Annotated in this window: 13 protein-coding genes; 8 read left to right on the top strand and 5 right to left on the bottom strand. The window is 72.0% G+C overall.

Going from position 1 to position 17,077, the window contains the following annotated elements; translation table 11 throughout:
- Positions 1 to 98: 98 nt before the first annotated feature.
- A complete protein-coding gene (locus IE332_RS26495) occupies positions 99 to 1,052 on the bottom strand; it encodes a PAC2 family protein (RefSeq protein WP_189921006.1) in 954 nt (317 codons plus the stop codon).
- 357 nt (positions 1,053 to 1,409) lie between these two features.
- On the opposite strand from IE332_RS26495, the gene IE332_RS26490 reads away from it, so the two are divergent.
- A complete protein-coding gene (locus IE332_RS26490; protein WP_189921004.1) occupies positions 1,410 to 1,931 on the top strand; it encodes an SRPBCC family protein in 522 nt (173 codons plus the stop codon).
- Positions 1,932 to 1,961: 30 nt separating this feature from the next.
- Here IE332_RS26490 and IE332_RS26485 read toward each other — a convergent pair whose 3' ends face one another.
- Positions 1,962 to 3,056 (bottom strand): glycoside hydrolase family 18 protein, encoded by a 1,095-nt coding sequence (locus tag IE332_RS26485; RefSeq protein ID WP_229928920.1) that lies wholly within the window; start codon positions 3,054 to 3,056, stop codon positions 1,962 to 1,964.
- A 142-nt stretch (positions 3,057 to 3,198) separates the two neighbouring features.
- Between IE332_RS26485 and metH the strand changes: the two genes are divergently transcribed.
- From metH to IE332_RS26470, 3 genes are all read left to right on the top strand, one after another.
- Entirely contained in the window at positions 3,199 to 6,711 is a 3,513-nt protein-coding gene (gene metH, locus IE332_RS26480) for a methionine synthase (RefSeq protein WP_189921002.1), read from the top strand.
- A 168-nt stretch (positions 6,712 to 6,879) separates the two neighbouring features.
- The gene (locus tag IE332_RS26475; protein WP_189921000.1) at positions 6,880 to 7,584 is read left to right on the top strand and encodes an HAD family hydrolase; all 705 of its coding nucleotides are present in this window, start codon (positions 6,880 to 6,882) and stop codon (positions 7,582 to 7,584) included.
- 245 nt (positions 7,585 to 7,829) lie between these two features.
- On the top strand, positions 7,830 to 9,428 hold the full coding sequence (locus tag IE332_RS26470) for an ABC transporter substrate-binding protein (protein WP_189920997.1): 1,599 nt from the start codon (positions 7,830 to 7,832) through the stop codon (positions 9,426 to 9,428).
- A gap of 111 nt (positions 9,429 to 9,539) precedes the next feature.
- Here IE332_RS26470 and IE332_RS26465 read toward each other — a convergent pair whose 3' ends face one another.
- On the bottom strand, positions 9,540 to 10,211 hold the full coding sequence (locus tag IE332_RS26465) for a response regulator (RefSeq protein WP_189920995.1): 672 nt from the start codon (positions 10,209 to 10,211) through the stop codon (positions 9,540 to 9,542).
- 43 nt (positions 10,212 to 10,254) lie between these two features.
- A complete protein-coding gene (locus IE332_RS26460; RefSeq protein WP_189920993.1) occupies positions 10,255 to 11,145 on the bottom strand; it encodes a RecB family exonuclease in 891 nt (296 codons plus the stop codon).
- A 168-nt stretch (positions 11,146 to 11,313) separates the two neighbouring features.
- Here IE332_RS26460 and IE332_RS26455 point away from each other — a divergent pair, with 168 nt between their 5' ends.
- The 3 genes from IE332_RS26455 (at position 11,314) to IE332_RS26445 (ending at position 14,508) form a co-directional block, all read left to right on the top strand.
- A complete protein-coding gene (locus IE332_RS26455; RefSeq protein ID WP_229928919.1) occupies positions 11,314 to 12,525 on the top strand; it encodes a site-2 protease family protein in 1,212 nt (403 codons plus the stop codon).
- Between the two features lie 69 nt (positions 12,526 to 12,594).
- A complete protein-coding gene (locus IE332_RS26450; RefSeq protein ID WP_189920992.1) occupies positions 12,595 to 13,554 on the top strand; it encodes a tRNA (adenine-N1)-methyltransferase in 960 nt (319 codons plus the stop codon).
- A 294-nt stretch (positions 13,555 to 13,848) separates the two neighbouring features.
- Complete coding sequence (locus tag IE332_RS26445; protein ID WP_189920990.1) at positions 13,849 to 14,508, top strand: hypothetical protein; 660 nt, start codon at positions 13,849 to 13,851, stop codon at positions 14,506 to 14,508.
- 28 nt (positions 14,509 to 14,536) lie between these two features.
- Here the strand turns inward: IE332_RS26445 and IE332_RS26440 are convergent, their stop codons facing one another.
- The gene (locus IE332_RS26440; protein ID WP_189920988.1) at positions 14,537 to 14,842 is read right to left on the bottom strand and encodes a ferredoxin; all 306 of its coding nucleotides are present in this window, start codon (positions 14,840 to 14,842) and stop codon (positions 14,537 to 14,539) included.
- 284 nt (positions 14,843 to 15,126) lie between these two features.
- Between IE332_RS26440 and arc the strand changes: the two genes are divergently transcribed.
- Entirely contained in the window at positions 15,127 to 16,893 is a 1,767-nt protein-coding gene (arc, locus tag IE332_RS26435; protein ID WP_189920986.1) for a proteasome ATPase, read from the top strand.
- The last annotated feature ends 184 nt before the right edge of the window (positions 16,894 to 17,077 follow it).

Raw genomic sequence — 17,077 nt, 5'->3', positions numbered from 1 at the left:
GCGTCCGACAACTCCCGGCGGGACAGCACCCCGCACCACAACGCCGAAGGGGCGTCAGGACCGAGGTCCTGACGCCCCTTCGGCGTACCCGTCGACCACTACTCGTCCTCGGCGCCGTCCTGGCTCTCCCGGGCGCCGCCCGGCGCCTCCGGCTCGGCCGGCCGCTCCGCCGTGGCGTGCCCGGACACCGGCTTCTCGCCGGTCGGCCCGACGTTCTCCCGGCGGCGCAGGTAGCGCTCGAACTCGCGGGCGATGGCGTCCCCGGAGGCCTCCGGAAGCTCCGCGGTGTCCTGCGCCTCCTCCAGCTGCTGGACGTACTCGGCCACCTCGCTGTCCTCGGCGGCCAGCTGGTCCACGCCGAGCTGCCAGGCCCGGGCGTCCTCGCCGAGCTCGCCCGGCGGGATGCGCAGGTCCAGCAGGTCCTCCAGCTTGTTGAGGAGGGCCAGCGTGGCCTTCGGGTTCGGCGGCTGCGAGACGTAGTGCGGCACCGCGGCCCACAGCGTCACGGCCGGGACCCCGGCGTGGGTGCAGGCCTCCTGGAGCACGCCGACGATGCCGGTCGGGCCCTCGTAGCGGCTCTCCTCCAGGTCCAGCCGACGGGCCAGCTCCGGGTCGGAGGTGACCCCGCTGACCGGCACCGGGCGGCTGTGCGGGGTGTCGCCGAGCAGCGCGCCCAGGATCACCACCAGCTCGATGCCCAGCTCGTGCGCGAAGCCCAGCAGCTCGTTGCAGAACGAGCGCCAGCGCATGCTCGGCTCGATGCCGCGGACCAGCACGAGGTCCCTGGTCGTCGGCTCCGTCACCCGGATCACCGAGATCCTGGTCGTCGGCCAGGTGATCCGGCGGATGCCGCCGTCCAGCCAGACCGTGGGCCGGTTGACCTGGAAGTCGTAGTAGTCCTCCGCGTCCAGGGCGGCGATCACCTTGCCGCCCCAGGTCTCGTCCAGATGCGCCAGAGCGGCGGAGGCGGCGTCGCCCGCGTCGTTCCAGCCCTCGAAGGCGCAGACCATCACCGGGTCGATCAACTCGGGAACATCTTCCAGCTCGATCACCCAGCGTCTCCCTCCGGTCGGCGGCTGGGCCGGCACCGCCCCGGCTGGTTTGCCGGGGCGCCGACGGGCCGGCTGCCGACTGTCGAACCTCTCGTCTCCCATGGAACGCCTCGCTCCATGGTCCCTACCTGCCCAGCCTACGGGCTTTGATGCGCACCGCGGCCGGGCACCGGGACAGTCTGGGGGAGCCGGCCGCCCCGATCCAGCGGATATCGCGGCCCCGCGGACTGACGGGCCGTCAGATCGCCGGTCGGGCGCGCACCGCGTCCGACCGGTGGCGCAGGGCGACGCACGTGCCTCCTCGGCCCAGTGGCGCGATGATGAACGGGCGGGGGCCGGGCGGAAGGGGCCACACCGATGAACGGATGGCTGTGGATCGGCGCGGGCACGGGTGCGGCCGCGCTGGCCGGCGCCGCGCTGCTGGCGGCGGACCGGGCCGGGCGCCGGCTGCCGGTGGAGCACGTCACCGAGGGCGGGCTGGAGCTCGCCCAGCCGCCCGGCGCGGTCTGGGACGTGCTGACCGACATCGACCTCTACCCGGCCTGGCGGCCCGGCCTCACCCACGTCGAGCGGCTGCCCGCCGCGGCCGGCGGCCGGGTGCGCTGGCGCGAGTACGACCGGCACGGGCACGTCACGTACGAGGTGGTGGCCAGCGAGGCGCCGCACCGCCTGGTCACCGGCATCGCCGACCCGGACCTGCCGTACGGCGGCACCTGGACGTACGTGCTCACCCCGGCCGGGCCGGGCTGCTCGCTGACCGTCACCGAGCGCGGCGAGGTCCGCAAGCCGCTGTACCGGGCGGTCTCGCACTACGTGGTCGGCGAGGACGCGACCGTCCACCGCTACCTGGGCGCCCTGGCCCACCGGCTGGCCGCGTAGAGCCTGACCTTCCCCACCGACCCGGCCGCGCTACCGGACGTCCACCCAGCCGCGCCGGTAGGCCGCCCAGTTCTCCGGTGTCGAGGCGAAGTCCACGTACAGCGCGACGCCGAAGTGGGCGCGGCTCAGGTCCTCCCGGCCCAGGCCGAGCCGGACGCCGCGGACGGCCGCGTCGACGGTCTCGGCGTCACCCCAGTGGCCCCACTTGTCGTCCCAGTAGAAGGGCAGGCCGATCAGCAGGTCCACGTCGGCCGGGGTGGACCGCAGGGCCAGTTCGGTCTGCTGGGCGACGTAGCCGCCGTACAGCGGCTCGGTCGGCATCGAGGTGTCGTAGGTCATCACGGCGACCTGGTCGACCCGGCGCGCGGTCTCGGTGAAGTACGCCCGGTCCCACCACTTGCCGTGGTCGGTGAGCAGGATGCCGGCCGTGTGCAGGCCCGGGACGGGGTCGATCTGCGGGGCGGCCACCGAGAGCACGGCGCCGCGCGCCGCGGTGACCGGGCGGACCCGGTCGAGCAGGTCCAGCCAGCCGGCCGAACCGGGGCGGATCGGCTCCATGTCGAAGTGCACGCCGTCGAAGCCCTGGTCCAGCACCTGGCGGGCGGAGGCGGTCACCCGGTCCCGGGTGGGGGCGTCCTCCAGGTCCAGGGCGTCCTTCTCGGGCTTGACCTCGTCACCCAGCCAGCCCTGCAGCCGTACGCCGGGCAGCGCCCGGTGCACGGTGTCGGTGAACCAGCGGGCCCGCGGGTGGACGGCCGGCGGCAGCGAGCCGTCGTGCTCCAGCGGTCCGGTGTGCACGTACAGGTCGCGAATGCCGGTACCGGAAAGTTGCCGGGTCAGCGCCTCGACGTCGGCCTCGGTCTTGCGCCCGTCCACCCAGGCGTGGCCGAGCCAGACCGCGTCCCGCCCGCGGGTGCGGGCCTCGGCGGCCGGCTCACCCGTGTAGTGCAACCGGATCGAGACGAACACCGAGCCGAGCGCGGTCACGGGCACCGCCACCACCAGCGCCAGGACCAGCAGCGACCGGCGCCACCAGGACCACCGGCGCCAGCGCTCGCGCAGGGCCCGGAACGGGGCCCCCAGGGCCTTGCCGGTTTGCCGCACCACGGTCCGGAATCGACTCACGCACTTGCTCCCCCCTTGCGGTAAAGCGCTCAGGATACGGAATGGGTCCGCAAGCCGACCCGTCGGCCGGATACGCTGACCACGTGCGTCCCCGACCAAGCGGGGCGCAAAGCCGACAGCCGTCGCACCAGGGAGAAGCCCCATGGCCACTGCAGCCGACCCGTCCATCACTCAGCAGAGTCGCGCGAACGCGTTGCGTGAAGCGCTTGCCACCCGGGTGGTGGTGGCCGATGGTGCGATGGGCACCATGCTCCAGGCGCAGGACCCGACGCTGGAGGACTTCCAGAACCTCGAAGGCTGCAACGAGGTCCTCAACATCACCCGGCCCGACATCGTCCGCTCCGTCCACGAGGCCTACTTCGGCGTGGGCGTGGACTGCGTGGAGACCAACACCTTCGGCGCCAACTTCTCGGCGCTCGGCGAGTACGAGATCGCCGAGCGGATCTTCGAGCTGTCCGAGTCGGGCGCCCGGATCGCCCGGGAGACCGCCGACGCCCACACCGCCGCCGACGGCCGCGTCCGCTGGGTGCTCGGCTCGATCGGCCCCGGCACCAAGCTGCCCACCCTCGGCCACGCCCCGTACGAGACGCTGCGCGACGGCTTCCAGGAGAACGCGGCCGGCCTGATCGCGGGCGGTGCCGACGCGCTGCTGGTCGAGACCAGCCAGGACCTGCTGCAGACCAAGGCCGCCATCCTCGGCTCCAAGCGCGCCCTGGCCGAGGCCGGGCTCGACCTGCCGGTGCTGGTGCAGGTGACGGTGGAGACCACCGGCACCATGCTGCTGGGCTCCGAGATCGGCGCCGCGCTCACCGCGCTGGAGCCGCTCGGCGTGGACTACATCGGCCTGAACTGCGCCACCGGCCCGGCCGAGATGAGCGAGCACCTGCGCTACCTGGCCAAGAACGCCCGGATCGGCCTGTCCTGCATGCCGAACGCGGGCCTGCCGGTGCTCGGCAAGGACGGCGCCCACTACCCGCTCTCCCCGGCCGAACTGGCCGACGCGCACGACGTGTTCACCCGCGAGTACGGCCTCTCGCTGGTCGGCGGCTGCTGCGGCACCACGCCCGAGCACCTGCGCCAGGTGGTCGAGCGGGTCCAGGGCCGCCCGGTCGCCGCGCGCGAGCCGCAGCCCGAGCCCTCGGCCTCCTCGCTGTACCAGGCGGTGCCGTTCCGCCAGGACACCTCGTACCTGGCGATCGGCGAGCGCACCAACGCCAACGGCTCGAAGAAGTTCCGTGAGTCGATGCTGGCCGGCGACTGGCAGGCCTGCGTGGAGATCGCCCGCGACCAGATCCGGGACGGCTCCCACCTGCTCGACCTCTGCGTGGACTACGTCGGCCGCGACGGCGTCGCCGACATGAAGGAGGTCGCCGGCCGGCTGGCCACCGCCTCCACCCTGCCGATCGTGCTGGACTCCACCGAGCCGGACGTGCTGCGGGCCGGCCTGGAGGCCCTCGGCGGCCGCGCGGTGCTCAACTCGGTCAACTACGAGGACGGCGACGGCCCGGACACCCGCTTCGGCCGGATCGCCTCGCTGGCCCGCGAGCACGGCGCCGGCCTGATCGCGCTGACCATCGACGAGCAGGGCCAGGCCCGCACCGCCGAGACCAAGGTGGCCATCGCCGAGCGGCTGATCGCGCAGCTCACCACCGAGTACGGCATCGACGAGGGCTCGATCCTGGTCGACTGCCTGGCCTTCACCCTGGGCACCGGCCAGGAGGAGTCCCGCCGGGACGGCATCGAGACCATCGAGGCGATCCGCGAGCTCAAGCGCCGCCACCCGAAGGTGCAGACCACCCTGGGCCTGTCCAACATCTCCTTCGGCCTCAGCCCGGCCGCCCGCATGGTGATCAACTCGGTCTTCCTGAACGAGTGCGTCGAGGCCGGCCTGGACTCGGCGATCGTGCACGCCTCCAAGATCCTGCCGATGGCCCGGATCCCCGAGGACCAGCGCGAGGTCGCGCTCGACCTGGTCTACGACCGCCGCGGCGAGGGCTACGACCCGCTGCAGAAGCTGCTCCAGCTCTTCGAGGGCGTCTCCTCGGCGTCGGTCAGGGCCTCCAAGGCCGAGGAGCTGGCCGCGCTCCCGCTGGACGAGCGGCTGCAGCGCCGGATCATCGACGGCGAGCGCAACGGCCTGGAGGCCGACCTGGACGAGGCGCTGACGGAGCGTCCGGCGCTGGAGATCGTCAACAGCACGCTGCTGGCCGGCATGAAGGTGGTCGGCGAGCTGTTCGGCTCCGGCCAGATGCAGCTGCCGTTCGTGCTCCAGTCCGCCGAGGTGATGAAGACCGCGGTGGCCCACCTGGAGCCGCACATGGAGAAGTCCGACGACGAGGGCAAGGGCACCATCGTGCTGGCCACCGTCAAGGGCGACGTCCACGACATCGGCAAGAACCTGGTCGACATCATCCTGTCCAACAACGGCTACACCGTGGTCAACCTGGGCATCAAGCAGCCGGTCTCGGCGATCCTGGACGCCGCGCAGGAGCACAACGCGGACGTGATCGGGATGTCCGGCCTGCTGGTCAAGTCGACCGTGATCATGAAGGAGAACCTGGAGGAGCTCAACCAGCGCAAGCTGGCCGCCAGCTTCCCGGTGATCCTCGGCGGCGCCGCCCTCACCCGGGCCTACGTCGAGCAGGACCTGCACGAGATCTACGAGGGCGAGGTCCGCTACGCCCGGGACGCCTTCGAGGGCCTGCGGCTGATGGACGCGCTGATCGCGGTCAAGCGCGGGGTGCCCGGCGCGACCCTGCCGGAGCTCAAGCAGCGCCGGCACGCCCGGGTCGAGGTGGAGGAGCCGGAGCCGGAGGTCAACCTCGGCCAGATCCGCTCCGACGTCGCCGTGGACAACGCCGTGCCCACCCCGCCGTTCTGGGGCGACCGGATCGTCAAGGGCATCCCGTTCGCCGACTACGCCTCCTGGCTGGACGAGGATGCGCTGTTCAAGGGCCAGTGGGGCCTGAAGGCGGCGCGCACCGGCGAGGGGCCGTCCTACGAGGAGCTGGTGGAGACCGAGGGCCGGCCGCGGCTGCGGGCCTGGCTGGACCGGCTGCAGACCGAGGGCTGGCTGGAGGCGGCCGTGGTCTACGGCTACTACCCGGCCAACTCCAAGGGCGACGACCTGATCGTCTTCCACGAGGACGGCACCGAGCGCACCCGCTTCACCTTCCCGCGCCAGCGCCGCGGCCGCCGGCTCTGCCTGGCCGACTTCTTCCGCCCGGAGGAGGCCGGCGTGCGGGACGTGGTCGGCCTGCAGGTGGTGACGATGGGCAACCGGATCTCGGAGGCGGCCAACGAGCTGTTCGCCGGGAACTCCTACCGCGACTACCTGGAGCTGCACGGCCTGTCGGTGCAGCTGGCCGAGGCGCTGGCCGAGTTCTGGCACGCCCGGGTCCGCTACGAGCTGGGCTTCTCCGGCGAGGATCCGCAGGACGTCAAGGACATGTTCGCGCTCAAGTACCGGGGCGCCCGCTTCTCGCTCGGCTACGGGGCCTGCCCCGAGCTGGAGGACCGCGCCAAGATCGCCGAGCTGCTGAAGCCCGAGCGGATCGGCGTGGTGCTCTCCGAGGAGTTCCAGCTGCACCCGGAGCAGTCCACCGACGCGATCGTGATCCACCACCCGGAGGCGAAGTACTTCAACGCCCGGTAACGCCCCCAGCCTCCGGCCGGGGGGACCCCCAGGGCGTTCCGCTCCGTTCGCGCTTTCCGGACGAAGCGGGCGTATCCTTGATGATCCTGAACGGGCCGGTCCGCTCACCAGCGGGCCGGCCTGTGCCATCCCCGGGCACGGTCCGGGGCCTGCCGGAAGGAACCCGCCATGACCACCAGTCCCACCGCCACCCGCGTGCTGGACCACGGGGACGACCGCGGTCTGCAGGCGGTGCTGCTGGACATGGACGGCACGCTGGTGGACACCGAGGACTTCTGGTGGCAGGCCGAGGTCTCGCTCTTCGCCGAGCTGGGCCACCAGCTGGACGAGGCGGACCGCGCGCACGTGGTCGGCGGCCCGATGACCCGGGTGATGGACTACCTGGTCGCCCGGACCGGCGTGGACATCGCCCCGGCCGACCTGGGCGTGCTGGTGAACCAGCGCTTCGTGGACCTGCTGGGCGGCGGCGTGCCGCTGATGCCGGGCGCCGAGCGCCTCCTCAACACCCTTGCCGCGCACGGGATCCCGGCCGCCATGGTGTCCGCCTCGCACCGGCACGTGATCGACATCGTGCTGCGCTCGCTGGGCGCCCACCACTTCGCCTTCACCATCGGCGGGGACGAGGTGCCGCGCACCAAGCCGTTCCCCGACCCGTACCTGGAGGCGGCCCGCCGGCTGGGTGCGGAGCCGGCCCGCTGCGTGGTGGTCGAGGACACCCCGACCGGGGTGAGCGCGGGCGAGGCGGCCGGCTGCCCGGTGATCGCGGTGCCCTCGGTGGCGGCGATCGAGCCGGCCCCGGGGCGCCTGGTGCTGCCCTCGCTGGAGCAGGTCGACCTCGACCTGTTGCGCTCGCTGGTCGCCTCGCGGGTCTGAGTCACCCACCCCTGCGAGTGTGATTGTCCTCTCATTGCGGCCCGGCCCTACCGGCCGGTACACGGCAGGACGGGGCCCCGGTCCGAGGTGATCGAGGGAGAAATGGGGCATTGGCTGACATCTCGTCGAGCGCGAGGTGCTGCCCTGAACCGCCGTGTCCCAAACGTCATCTGCGCGGGTATCGGTCGTGCGTGTTCGATATGGCACGCTACTCGGGTTTCGTGCCACCGATAAGGACGCGCCCCGTGAAGACTTCAGCTGAACGCCTCGCAGTACTCGGCTGTGCCGGTCTGGTCGCCGTGACGGTGGCCGGCTGCGGATCGGTGACCGACGCCGTGAAGGGGGACAGCGGCAAGTCGATCACCATGGGCACCGCCCAGCTGACCGGCACCCTGGACCCGGCGACCTCCTACGACTCCGGCTCCTGGCTGGTCATGCGCAACACCTTCCAGTCGCTGCTGACCTTCCCGGCGGCCGCCAGCAACCCGAGCCCGGACGCCGCGCAGTCCTGCGAGTTCACCGGCGGCGAGGCCACCGAGTACCACTGCACCCTGCGGCCCGGGCAGAAGTTCTCCAACGGCCACCCGCTGACCGCCGCGGACGTGGTGTTCTCGATCGAGCGCACCAAGAAGATCAACGACGACAACGGGCCGGTCTCGCTGCTCTCCTCGATCAAGTCCGTCGAGGCCAAGGGCGACAACGAGGTGCTGTTCCACCTCTCCGCGCCGGACGCCACCCTGCCGGCCAAGCTGGCCACCCCGGCCGGGGCCATCGTGGACCACCAGGTCTACCCGGCCGACAAGGCGCTGGCCAACGACAAGCAGGTCGGCTCCGGCCCGTACCGCATCGACTCGGTCGAGAACAGCGGCAAGCAGGTCGGCAAGGTCGTGCTGTCGCCCAACGACAAGTACGGCGGCGAGGCCAAGCTGCGGAACACCAAGTTCACCGTCCGGTACTTCGACAAGGCCGACGACCTGAAGGCCGCGCTGGACAAGGGCGACGTCGACCTCACCGACAACAGCCTGGAGCCGAACACCGCCGCCCAGATCCGCTCCGACCAGCAGGGCGGCAAGACCGACCTGCAGGTGACCGAGGGCGACAGCAACGACACCCGTTCGCTGGTCTTCAACACCAAGGACGCGGTCGGCGGCAACCCCGCGGTCCGCCAGGCCGCCGCGCAGCTGATGGACCGCAAGGCGCTCGCCCGCGACGTCTTCGCCCGGACCGTCCAGCCGCTGTACGCGATGGTCCCGGCCGGCGTCACCGGCCACACCACCGCCTTCTTCGACCGCTACGGCGAGCAGGACGTGGCCAAGGCCAAGAAGATCCTCACCGACGCCAAGGTCCCGACCCCGGTCAAGCTCAACCTCACCTGGTCCCGCTCGCGGGCCGGCGCCAACGAGGCCGAGACGCTGAAGAAGCAGCTGGAGGCCGGCGGCCTCTTCCAGGTCACGGTCCAGCAGGAGCCGGACTGGGAGGCGTACAAGAAGGGCTGGGCGGACGGCAAGTACCAGGCCTACGTCATCGGCTGGTTCGCCGACTACCCGGACCCGGACAACTACATCGCCCCGCTGCTGGTCAACGGCGGTGCCTACCACCACGGCTGGGACGACCCGCGGATCAGCGGCAAGCTGGTGCCGGACGGCCTCAAGCAGGCCGACCGCAGCGCGGCCGCGGTCGGTTACGGCCAGATCCAGCAGATCGAGGCCGAGAGCGTCCCGCTGATCCCGCTGTACCAGAACAAGGCCTTCTACGCGGCCCGTTCGTACGTCACCGGCGTCGAGTCCACCGTCGACACCACCGGCTTCTTCCGCTTCTGGGAGATCAGCCGCAGCGCCAAGTAGCGCGCACAGGACGGCGGCCCGTCCACCGCCCCCTCACCACGGGGAGCGGCGGACGGGCCGCCGTGACGTTTCCGCGGGCCGTCACCGGCCGCGGAGGCCGCTACAGGCCGGCTACAGGCTGCCCGGGCGCACCAGCCCGCTCTCGTACGCGTACACGGCCGCCTGCACCCGGTCGCGCAGCTGCAGCTTGGTCAGCACGTGGCCGACATGGGTCTTCACGGTGGTCTCGCTGACGAACAGCTCGGCCGCGATCTCCGCGTTCGACAGCCCCCGCGCCACCAGCTTCAGCACCTCCAGCTCGCGCTCGGTCAGCGCGCTCAGCGCCTGCGGCGGCGCCTCGTCGCCCGACGGCAGCTTGGTGGCGTACATGTCCAGCAGCCGGCGGGTGATGCTCGGCGCCAGCATCGCCGCGCCGTCCGCGACCACCCGGATCGCCTGCACCAGCTCCTCGGCCGGGACGTCCTTCAGCAGGAAGCCGCTGGCGCCCGCGCGCAGCGCCTCCACCACGTACTCGTCCAGGTCGAAGGTGGTCAGCACCAGGACCTTCGCCGGGCCGTCCCGACCCGGGCCGGCGATCCGGCGGGTCGCCTCGACGCCGTCCATCCGCGGCATCCGGATGTCCATCAGCACCACGTCGGGCTGCAGCGCCCGCACCTGGTCCAGCGCCTGCTGACCGTCGCCGGCCTCACCGACCACCACCAGGTCGGACTCGGCCTCCAGGATCATCCGGAAACCGGTGCGCAGCAGCGGCTGGTCGTCGACCAGCAGCACACGGATCGTCACCTAGGACACTCCTCGTTCATCGGATCCCCCGTTGGGATCGTCCTCATCGATCGTCTTCGTCAGGCGTACGGGACAGCGGCAGCGGGTACGGCGGCGGGGTGCCGCCGAACTCCGGGCAGCTGGCCCGGTGGTCGCACCAGTCGCAGAGGCGGTTGCGGGTGGCCGGGAAGTCCCCGGTGGCCACCGCGTGGCCGATCCGCTCCCACAGCGCCTGCAGCTTGCGCTCCACCGCGAGCAGGTCGGCCTGGTCCGGGTCGTAGCTGACCACGTCCCCGCCCCCGCCGAGGTAGACCAGCTGGAGGCGCTTGGGGATCACGCCCTTCCACCGCCACACGACCAGCGCGTAGAACTTCATCTGGAACATCGCCTTGCCCTCGAAGTCCCGCGAGGGCGCCCGGCCGGTCTTGTAGTCCACCAGCCGGACCTCGCCGGTCGGGGCGACGTCGACCCGGTCGATGTAGCCGCGCAGCAGCAGCCCCGACTCCAGGGCCGTCTCCACGTACAGCTCCCGCTCCACCGGGTGCAGCCGGGTCGGGTCCTCCAGCCGGAACCACTGGCCGACCAGCTTCTCGGCGTCGGACAGCCAGCGGGTGAGCGCCGCGCCGTCCGGGTCCTCCGGGCCTTCCGGGAACAACGAGCCCAGCTCCGGCCGTTCACCGAGCAGCCGCTCCCACTGCGGGCGCAGCAGGCCCAACGCCCGCTCCGGCGTGCGCTCGGCCGCCGGGCTGTCGAACAGCCGCTCCAGCACCGCGTGCACCAGCGTGCCCCGGGTGGCCGCCGCGCTCGGCGGCTCGGGGAGCCGGTCGATCACCCGCAGCCGGTACAGCAGGGGACAGGTGAGGAAGTCCCCCGCCCGGGACGGGGACAGGCCGGTCGGCGGCGCCGCCGGGCGCACCGGGGCCCCGGTGGCGCTGGTGGTGTCGGTCTGCTGCATGGCTACGACCCTATTGCCCTTTGCTGTCATCCCGCTGCCACGGTGCTGCCACCACGGCCCGCGCAGTGGGTATGAGAGCACCGGGAGGGGCGCGCGGCGCCGGAGCGCCACGATCACGTAGCGTGGGCGCACCGGGGCACGACGGGGGAGACGACCGAAGGGATCACGGTGAGCGACAGCAGGGGGCAGCAGACCTCCGACCAGCCACCGCAGGACGACCGCAAACGCCCGGCCGGGCCGCCGCCGGAGCGCCGCAGCGGCCTCCTGATGGGCCGGCCCTTCGGCGTGCCGATCTACGTCACCCCTTCCTGGTTCGTCATCGCCGCGCTGATCACCTGGGTGTTCGGCGGCCAGCTGAACGACGTGCTGCCCGACCTCGGTGCCACCCGCTACCTGGTCGCGTTCTCCTTCGCCGTCGCCTTCTACGCCTCCGTCCTGGTCCACGAGCTCGCCCACACCCTGGTAGCGCTGCGTTACGGGCTCGGGGTGCGCCGGATCCAGCTGCAGTTCTTCGGCGGCGTCTCCGAGATCGAGAAGGAGGCCACCACGCCCTGGCGGGAGTTCTGGCTGGCCTTCGTCGGCCCGCTGCTCTCGCTGGCGCTCGGCGGGGTGTTCTACCTCGCGGTGCGGGCCGTGGAGCTGTCCAGCGTGCCCGGGGTGCTGCTCACGGGCCTGATGGTGTCCAACCTGGTGGTCGCCGCCTTCAACCTGCTGCCCGGCCTGCCGCTGGACGGCGGGCGGATGCTGCGCGCCGTCGTCTGGGCGATCACCGGCCGGCCGATGGCGGGCACGGTGGCCGCCGCCTGGGTCGGCCGGGTGCTGGCGGTCGCCGTCCTGATCGGCCTGCCGCTGATCAGCGCCGCCCGCGGGGTCGAGCGCACCACCACCGACACCCTGGTGGACGCGGTGCTCGCCGCCGTGCTCGCCGCGATCATCTGGAACGGCGCCACCGGCAGCGTGCGCAACGCCCGGCTCAAGGAGGCGCTGCCCGGCCTGCGGCTGCGCGACCTGGCCCGCCGCACCGTCGAGGTCACCGCCGACACCTCGCTCGGTGAGGCGATGCGCCGCGCCCGCGAGGCCCGGGCCGGCGCCGTGGTCGTGGTGGACGGCCGGGGCGAGCCGATCGCCATCCTCCGGGAGTCCAAGGCGCGGGAGGTGCCGGAGCACCGCCGCCCCTGGGTCGCCGTCGGCCCGTACGCCCGCGACCTGGAGCCCGGCCTGCGGCTGGACGCCGACCTGGCCGGCGAGGACCTGCTGCGGGCCGTCCAGGCCACCCCGGCGGGGGAGTACCTGGTCGTCGAGGCCGACGGCCGGGTGTACGGCGTCGCCGCGCTCAGCGACATCGAGCAGCGCCTGACCTCGGCCGTCAGCGGCCGGTGACGCCCGGGACGACGGCCGCCGCCAGGGGCTGGTGAGGCGGGGCGGTCCGCTTCCCTTAGGATTGTGCGTATGTCCGAACCGACCGGTGCCACCCGCCGACGCGGGCCCTTCCAGGTCGGGGACCAGGTCCAGCTGACCGACCCCAAGGGTCGCCACTACACGTTCACGCTCCAGGCCGGGAACCAGTTCCACACCCACAAGGGTGCGTTCCCGCATGACGAGCTGATCGGCGCCCCCGAGGGCACGGTCGTGCGCACCACGGGGAACGTCCCGTACCTCGCGCTGCGCCCCCTGCTCCCCGACTACGTCCTGTCCATGCCGCGCGGCGCCGCCGTGATCTACCCCAAGGACGCGGGGCAGATCCTGGCGATGGCCGACATCTTCGCCGGTGCCCGCGTGGTCGAGGCCGGAGTCGGCTCGGGCGCGCTCAGCACCTACCTGCTGCGCGCCGTCGGCGAGCAGGGCATGCTGGCCTCCTACGAGCGCCGGCAGGACTTCGCCGACATCGCCCAGGGCAACGTGGAGCGCTACTTCGGCGGCCCGCACCCGGCGTGGAAGCTCACCGTCGGCGACCTCCAGGACAACCTGGTCGAGACCGACGTCGACCGCGTCATCCTCGACATGCTGGCCCCCTGGGAGTGCCTGGACGTCGCCTCCAAGGCGCTCGTCCCCGGCGGCCTCATCTGCTGCTACGTGGCCACCACCACGCAGATGTCGAAGACCGTCGAGGCGCTGCGCGAGCACGGCACCTACACCGAGCCGCAGGCCTGGGAGACCATGGTCCGCACCTGGCACCTGGAAGGCCTGGCGGTCCGCCCGGACCACCGGATGATCGGCCACACCGGCTTCCTGCTCACCGCCCGCCGCCTGGCGGACGGCGTGGAGCCGCCGCTGCGCCGCCGCCGCCCGGCCAAGGGCGCGTACGGCGAGGACTACGACAACGGGTCGCCCGAGGCGTCCCTCAAGGAGCGCGCCGCCGCCCGCAAGGCGGCCCGCGCCGGCGAGGACGACCAGCCCGACCTGGGCTGAGCCTCCGCGGTACCGACTCAAGGGGCGGCACGAGCGATCTCGTGCCGCCCCTGCCCCCTTTTTTGTGGCCGGCTCGCCTCCGGGGCGCTCGGACCCGGTGCCGACGGTCGGCGCTCCAAGGCCCTCGTCCCTCGGGCCTCCTCGCTTCTCCCTTTCGGCACCGGCGCGCCCCTTCGGCTCGCCGGCCGGGCTTCGGTGGAGGCCCGTTCCATGACGGGCTCCCCGGCGGGCCGTGGGTGGGCCTGCCCCATGACGCGCTCCCCGGCCGTGAGTTCACCGGCACGGTGTGGGACGATGCTCGCTCGAACGGACCAGCTCCTGGAACTCTGGAGGGGACGCCTGGTGGAGACCGCGGTCGGGACGACGGCGACGGTTGGACAGCAGACACCGCGGGGCGGCCCCCGGTCCGGGCACGCCCGGACCGCGCCCTGGCACTGGGCCGTGGCCCTGGCCGGCTGCGGGGCGGTGGTGGGCGCGGCCCTCGCGGCCTCCCCGGCGACCGGCACCCCGGTGCCCGCCCACGGCGCCCCCGCGGCCCTCGCCGCGACCGCGGCCCCCGATCCGGCCCTGGCCCAACTCCCGCTCGACTGCGGACCGTTCCCGGTCAGGACGGCGATCAGCGTGCCCGCCCGGCTGGGCGACGGACGCCCCGGCACGGTGGTCGCCGCGCACTGCGGCGCCGAGACCGGCACCCCGCCGGACTCCGTCTTCCTGCTCGGCTTCGGCCCCGGCGACCGCCCGACGGTCCTGGCCACCCTGCTCACCGAGCGCGAGAACCTCACCGTGAGCCGGCTCGCGGTGCGTTCGGACGGCGCCATCACCGGCCACGCGCAGGGGTATTCGAGCGAGGACGTGCCGCGCTTCCGCCCCGACATCTCACTCGACCTCACCTGGACGCGCAAGGGCGGCGGCTGGGAACGCTCCCAGGCCGCCGCCCCGGCGGGCCAGGCCTGAGCGGCCCGGCCCTACACCCTCACTACCCTCACTCCGCGTCCGGGCCGTACACCTCGACCCGGTCGGCGACCCGGCGCACGTGGATGCAGTCGCCGGGGCACTCCTTCGCCGAGTCCACCACGTCCTGAAGGAGCGTCAGCGGCACCGGGGCGGTCTCCCCGGGCTGCTGGCGCAGCTCGTCGTCCTCGCCCTTCACGTACGCCAGGCCGTCGATGTCCAGCTCGAAGACCTCCGGTGCGTACTGGACGCAGATGCCGTCGCCGGTGCACAGATCCTGGTCGATCCACACCTCCAGCGCCTCGGTCGTCGCCGCAGTCTGCTCGGTCACCGACATGGTTCCCTGCCGTTTCTGTCCCGGGTCGCCCATTTCTGGGAGCAATCCCGCCATTCGTACAACGATCGGACCTCGCGTCGTGGTCGCGATCGGATATCACTTCGCTCGACGATACATCTGGCCCGCTTTGGGCGGTGCGCGGTGGGTATCCCCTTAGCAGAGGGGAAGCACGCTGGGGCGAAGATCGGACACGCCCGTTCCATCTTTCTTGATCTAGGGGTTTACGGACCCCTGGTCCCAGGTAGGGTCTGGAAGCGTCCAGCTCCCCGGAGGAGGTGAGGACCGTGGCAGCCCACGATGACGACTACAACCGCAGCACCGGCAGGCCCGCTCGTGGTTCCGACGAGGCCGCTCAGGTCTCGTACCTTGAGCAGGAAATCGCCGTGCTGCGCCGCAAGCTCGCCGACTCGCCGCGCAATTCGAGAATCCTCGAAGAGCGGATCGTCGAGCTCCAGACCAACCTGGCCGGCGTGTCCGCCCAGAACGAACGGCTCGCCTCCACCCTGCGTGAGGCCCGCGACCAGATCGTGGCCCTCAAGGAGGAAGTGGACCGGCTGGCACAGCCCCCGGCGGGCTTCGGCACCTTCCTCGACGCGAACGAGGACGGGACCGCCGACATCTTCACCGGCGGGCGGAAGCTCCGTGTGAACGTCAGCCCCAACGTCGCCCTCGACGAGCTGCGGCGCGGCCAGGAGGTGATGCTCAACGAGGCCCTCAACATCGTGGACGCGATGGCCTTCGAGCGCATCGGCGAGATCGTCACCCTCAAGGAGGTCCTGGAGGACGGCGAGCGAGCCCTGGTTCTCGGCCACACCGACGAGGAGCGCGTGGTGCGCCTCGCGGAGCCGCTGCGCGAGCTCACCATCCGGGCGGGGGACGCCCTGTTGCTGGAGCCCCGCTCCGGCTACGTGTACGAGGTCGTGCCGAAGTCCGAGGTCGAGGAGCTGGTCCTCGAGGAGGTCCCGGACATCGACTACCGCCAGATCGGCGGCCTCAGCAACCAGATCGAGCTGATCCGCGACGCGGTCGAGCTGCCGTACCTGCACGCCGACCTCTTCAAGGAGTACGAGCTGCGCCCGCCGAAGGGCGTCCTGCTCTACGGCCCGCCCGGCTGCGGCAAGACGCTGATCGCCAAGGCGGTCGCCAACTCGCTGGCCAAGAAGGTCGCCGAGGTGACCGGCCGGCCCCAGGGGAAGAGCTACTTCCTCAACATCAAGGGCCCGGAGCTGCTCAACAAGTACGTCGGCGAGACCGAGCGGCAGATCCGCCTGGTCTTCCAGCGGGCCCGGGAGAAGGCCAGCGAGGGCACGCCCGTCATCGTCTTCTTCGACGAGATGGAGTCGCTGTTCCGCACCCGCGGTTCCGGTGTCAGCTCGGACGTGGAGAACACCATCGTCCCGCAGCTGCTCGCCGAGATCGACGGTGTGGAGGGCCTGGAGAACGTCATCGTCATCGGCGCCTCGAACCGCGAGGACATGATCGACCCGGCGATCCTGCGGCCCGGCCGCCTGGACGTCAAGATCAAGATCGAGCGCCCGGACGCCGAGGCCGCGAAGGACATCTTCTCCAAGTACCTCAAGGACTCGCTGCCGTTCCACCCGGACGACCTCAAGGAGCACGACAGCTCCGTCGCGGCCACGGTGGCCGCGATGATCCAGTCGGTGGTGGAGCGGATGTACTCCGAGACGGAGGAGAACCGCTTCCTGGAGGTCACCTACGCCAACGGTGACAAGGAGGTCCTGTACTTCAAGGACTTCAACTCCGGCGCGATGATCCAGAACATCGTCGACCGCGCGAAGAAGATGGCCATCAAGGACTTCCTCGACCACGGTCAGCGCGGTCTGCGCGTCTCCCACCTGCTCGCCGCCTGCGTGGACGAGTTCAAGGAGAACGAGGACCTCCCGAACACCACCAACCCGGACGACTGGGCCCGCATCTCCGGCAAGAAGGGCGAGCGGATCGTCTTCATCCGCACGCTGGTCACCGGCAAGCAGGGCGCCGAGTCCGGCCGCTCGATCGACACCGTCGCCAACACGGGGCAGTACCTGTAAGCACGCGGTTACCCGGGCCGGCAGCGGTCCCCGGAGCTGTACGCACACCGTCCGGCTGTGGCGCCTCGCGGCCCCGCAGCCGGACGGCGCGTCTCGGGGGCCGCCGTCCCGCGCCTGGACCTAGGCTCGACCCACCGTCCGCGGTCAGATGGCCGGCGCCGGTGTTGTTCAGCGGTACGTCAGC

It is taken from the genome of Kitasatospora xanthocidica (genome assembly GCF_014656195.1).
Taxonomy (GTDB): domain Bacteria; phylum Actinomycetota; class Actinomycetes; order Streptomycetales; family Streptomycetaceae; genus Kitasatospora; species Kitasatospora xanthocidica.
This window is presented reverse-complemented; position numbering and strand designations above follow the sequence as displayed.

Excerpts from the sequence above, each read along its gene's own strand:
- IE332_RS26490 (WP_189921004.1), top strand. The coding sequence starts at position 1,410 with ATGAACGGATGGCTGTGGATCGGCGCGGGCACGGGTGCGGCCGCGCTG.
- IE332_RS26450 (WP_189920992.1), top strand. The coding sequence starts at position 12,595 with ATGTCCGAACCGACCGGTGCCACCCGCCGACGCGGGCCCTTCCAGGTC.
- metH (WP_189921002.1), top strand. The coding sequence starts at position 3,199 with ATGGCCACTGCAGCCGACCCGTCCATCACTCAGCAGAGTCGCGCGAAC.
- IE332_RS26460 (WP_189920993.1), bottom strand. The coding sequence starts at position 11,145 with ATGCAGCAGACCGACACCACCAGCGCCACCGGGGCCCCGGTGCGCCCG.
- IE332_RS26440 (WP_189920988.1), bottom strand. The coding sequence starts at position 14,842 with ATGTCGGTGACCGAGCAGACTGCGGCGACGACCGAGGCGCTGGAGGTG.
- IE332_RS26445 (WP_189920990.1), top strand. The coding sequence starts at position 13,849 with ATGCTCGCTCGAACGGACCAGCTCCTGGAACTCTGGAGGGGACGCCTG.
- IE332_RS26475 (WP_189921000.1), top strand. The coding sequence starts at position 6,880 with ATGACCACCAGTCCCACCGCCACCCGCGTGCTGGACCACGGGGACGAC.